Here is a 3,952-nt window from a genome sequence, read left to right as displayed (position 1 = left end):
GCGCCGCGCCGATCTTCCAGGGCTTGGCCGGCATCCCCGAAGGTGCGGGCTACGCGCAGGCGGGTGTGGAAGCGGTGCTGCCGGGCTGGGGCTCGGCCTTCGTGTCGGTGGCGATCTTCTTCTTCGCCTTCACCACGATCATGGCCTATTACTACATGGCCGAAACCAACCTGACCTACGTCAACCACAACAAGCGCCGGCCGCTCACCGTGCTGCTGCTGCGCCTGGGCATCATCGGCATGGTGGTGTTCGGTGCCTTCCACAACGCCACCCTGGCCTGGGCGCTGGGTGATATCGGCGTGGGCCTGATGGCCTGGCTGAACATCATCGCCATCCTCATCGTGCAGAAGCCGGCCATGCTGGCCCTGCGCGATTACGAACGACAGAAGAAGCTCGGTCTCGACCCGATCTTCGACCCCGATGCCCTGGGCATCAAGAACGCCGATTTCTGGCGTCAACGCAAGCTGGAGTTGTCCCGTAGTGAATGATCCCTGGAAGAATGCCCGCCGCCCGTCGTCGCGACCGCCGCGGGCCACCCCGCTGCCACCGCGTGAGGGCGGCACCCCGCCACCGCCGGGGCGGGGCAACGACGAACTTCGCCTGTACGGATGGAACGCGGTGCAGGCGCTGTTCGCCAAGCGTCCGCAGGCGCTGCGCAAGCTGTACCTGGTGGAATCGCTGATTCCGCGCATGCAGCCGGTGCTGAAGTGGTGCGTGGCCAACCGCGTSGGCTATCGCGTSGTGGAGGAGGGMGACCTCAACAAGCTSGCYGCCACCACCCACCAYGAAGGCCTGGTGGCCGACGTGCTGCGCGCGCCGGTGTTGCCGCTCGCGCAGTGGCTGGCCGAACTGGGCGAAGGCCCGGCGCTGGCACTGTGGCTGGATGGCGTCGGTAATCCGCACAACTTCGGTGCGATCCTGCGCTCTGCCGCGCATTTCGGCGCCAAGGCGCTGCTGCTGCCGGCCAGCAGTACGCTGGCGTTGTCCGGCGCGGCCGCACGCGTGGCCGAGGGCGGCGCAGAGTCGGTGCCGCTGGTGCAGTTGCCTGAGGATGCAGAAGCGATGGCGCAGCTGCGCGCGGCCGGTTTCGGCCTCGCCGCGACCCTGGTCGAGGGTGGCGATGACGTGTTCCGCGCGTCGTTGCCGGCCCGCCTGGTCTACGTGATGGGCGCGGAAAGCGAAGGCATGGATCGCGGCCTGGCCAGCCAGTGTGACCAGCAGCTGTCGATTCCCGGCAGTGGCGCGGTTGAAAGCCTGAATGTCGCTTCCGCCACGGCCGTGTTGCTGGCGCAGTGGGTCAGCCAGCGCGGCTGATGGGCGTGTCTGCGGGCACCGCAAACCGGTGCCCGCACAGCGCAGTTCCATGTCGAACGGGACTTCCCGGCAGCCGGGCAACGTCTGGCGGTTTTCCTGGCAGTGCCATGCGCAAAGCATGCATGACGAATTGAAAGTTTCCTTATTGGTGTGCCGTTCCCGGCGACGCAGGGTGGAAGTCCATCCAACGTCGTACAGGAGCGGTTCCCATGCATCATCCTCCTCGCAGTGCGGTGCGTGTCTGCCTGGTACTGGCACTCAGTGCGCTTGCCGTCGTTTCCGCGCAGGCCAACGAGCGCACGCTCGACGGCGTCAACTTCACCGGCCCGCTGATCACGCCCAATCCTGCCGGCATGCCAGCGGGTCACTGGTACGTCGAACCCTATCTGGTGCGGGTCGACAGTTCCTCGTCCTTCGACCACAACGGCGACCGCCAGCGCAGCAGCGAACGCAGCGGCGCGTGGGCGATGGTGGTGCCCATCGCATACGGCTTCAGCGAACGGGTGACCGGCCAGGTCAACCTGAGTGCATCACGCGCCGAATCCGGCAACGCACGCAGCCGAGGCTTCCGCGCCGGTGATACCACCGCACGCCTGCAATACCTGTTGCAGGCCCCCAGCGCCGATGGCACCACGCCGGCGGTGTCGATTGCCCTGGTACAGCGCTTCAGCACCGGCAGCCACGACCGCATCACCGGCAATCCGCTGGATGCGCAGGGTGATGGCGTGCAGCGCACCGTCGCCGCGTTGGCCGTGCAGCAGGTGCTGTGGCTGGGCAACGATCGGCCGCTGCGCTGGCGGGCGCAGTTCAGCGCGGGGCCGGCGCCATCGCGAACGGCCATCTCCGGCACCAGCGTGTACGGCACCGAGGACGGCTTCCAGGGCCATATCGCGCGGGGCTCGGTACTGGGTCTTTCCGTGGGCGCCGAATACAGCTTCAACGAACGCTGGGTCGGCGTGATGGAAGTTGCCGCCAGCCGCGAGACCGGCCAGCGCCTGACCGGTTTCGCGCCCGACGCTGCAGGTGGCGTCCGGCCCATCAACGAACACCGCCCGGCCAGTCGCAACCTGACCTTCGCGCCCGCTGTCGAGTACCACTTCAGCCCGTCGCTGGGGCTGATCGCCGGCGTCGAATTCACCGTTGCCGGCCGCAATACCGGCCGCATCATCAGTCCCCAGGTCGCCCTGGGGATGTTCTTCTGATGGGGGCCCTGCGATGAATGTCGAATCGATCGTCAATGCCGTGCTTGCCGTTGTCTGGAGCCCGTATCTGGTGGTGCTGTGCCTGGCAACGGGCCTGTACTTCAGCGTGCGTACCCGCTTCGTGCAGTTGCGCGCGCTGCCGGACATGCTGCGCCTGATGTTCCGTCACGAGCGCTCCGATGCCGGTGTCTCGCCATTCCAGGCGTTGTCACTGTCGCTGTCCAGCCGGGTGGGCGTGGGCAACATCGCCGGTGTCGCCATGGCCATTGCCTTCGGCGGTCCGGGCGCGATCTTCTGGATGTGGATCGTCGCCTTCCTCGGTGCTTCCAGCGCGTTCATCGAGTCCACCCTGGCGCAGATCTACAAGGATCGCGACGCCAAGGGGCAGTATCGCGGTGGCCCGGCGTACTACATCGAGAAGGGGCTGGGCCAGCGCTGGTACGCCGTGCTGTTCGCGCTGGTCACGGTGCTGGCGGGGGCGATGCTGGCGGGCACGCAGTCCAACGCCATCACCAGTGCGGTGAACGAAGCGTGGGACGTTCCGGTGATGGTCACCACCGGTGTGCTGCTGGTGGTGTTGGCGGCGATCCTGCTCGGCGGCGTGCGTCGCATCGCGCGGGTCGCCGAATGGGTGGTGCCGGTGATGGCCGTGGCCTATCTGCTGGTCACTGCGGTGGTGATGGTACTCAACGTCGAGCGCGTGCCTGAGGTCATCGCCCTGGTGCTGCGCAGCGCCTTCGGTGTTGACGCCGCATTCGGCGCGATGATCGGGACCGCGATCCAATGGGGGGTACGTCGTGGCGTGTTGTCCAATGAAGCTGGCATGGGCAGTGGCGCGCATCCTGCCGCTGCAGCAGAAGTGTCGCACCCGGTGAAGCAGGGGCTGGTGCAGTCGTTCTCGGTGTACATCGACACCATGGTCGTGTGCAGCGCGACGGCCTTCCTGATTCTCTCCACCGGGCTCTACAACGTCTACGACCCGGCGGTGAACGGTGTACCGGACGAGGCGCGCCTGCTGCTGGGCAACCTTCCCGGCGTGGAAGCAGGGCCACGCTTCGTACAGCACGCGGTGGAGTCGGCCTTGCCCGGCTTCGGCAAGTCGTTCGTCGCGCTGGCGATCCTGCCATTCGCGTTCACCACCATCCTGGCCCTGTACTACATGGCCGAAACCAACGTCAGTTACCTCTGCCGCGATCGTCCCCGAGGGTGGGTGATGGGCACCTTCCAGCTGTTGTTCCTGGCCGCTACGGGCTACTCGGCGATGAACAGTGCGACAGTGGCGTGGGCGCTGGGCGACATCGGCGTAGGCATGATGAGCTGGCTGAACATCATCGCCATCCTGCTGCTGCAGAGGCCCGCGTTGGCCGCGCTGCGCGACTACGAAGATCACCGGCGTCACGGGCGTGACCCGTTGTTCAACCCGAAGCTGCTGGGGG

The 3,952-nt window shown here is 66.8% G+C and carries 4 protein-coding genes; all 4 read left to right on the top strand.

The genetic code is table 11. The features are described 5' to 3' along the window. The coding region (locus AC1VAN_RS14210) for an alanine:cation symporter family protein (RefSeq protein WP_480986028.1) at nucleotides 1-488 on the top strand (488 nt) is incomplete at its 5' end. After that, entirely contained in the window at nucleotides 481-1,314 is an 834-nt protein-coding gene (locus AC1VAN_RS14205; RefSeq protein WP_025874268.1) for a TrmH family RNA methyltransferase, read from the top strand. The genes AC1VAN_RS14210 and AC1VAN_RS14205, both read left to right, overlap by 8 nt. Before the next feature lie 209 nt (nucleotides 1,315-1,523). Continuing rightward, nucleotides 1,524-2,516: a hypothetical protein gene (locus AC1VAN_RS14200; RefSeq protein WP_154880996.1), complete on the top strand. Its 993-nt coding sequence runs from the start codon at nucleotides 1,524-1,526 to the stop codon at nucleotides 2,514-2,516. A gap of 13 nt (nucleotides 2,517-2,529) precedes the next feature. Further along, a partial coding sequence (locus AC1VAN_RS14195) for an alanine/glycine:cation symporter family protein (RefSeq protein ID WP_480986027.1) occupies nucleotides 2,530-3,952 on the top strand: 1,423 nt, incomplete at its 3' end.

This window comes from Stenotrophomonas sp. 05L44_2 (genome assembly GCF_056665995.1).
The sequence above is the reverse complement of the archived record's forward strand: the minus strand, read 5'-3'. Positions and strand labels throughout refer to the sequence as shown.

Excerpts from the sequence above, each read along its gene's own strand:
- AC1VAN_RS14200 (WP_154880996.1), top strand. The coding sequence starts at position 1,524 with ATGCATCATCCTCCTCGCAGTGCGGTGCGTGTCTGCCTGGTACTGGCA.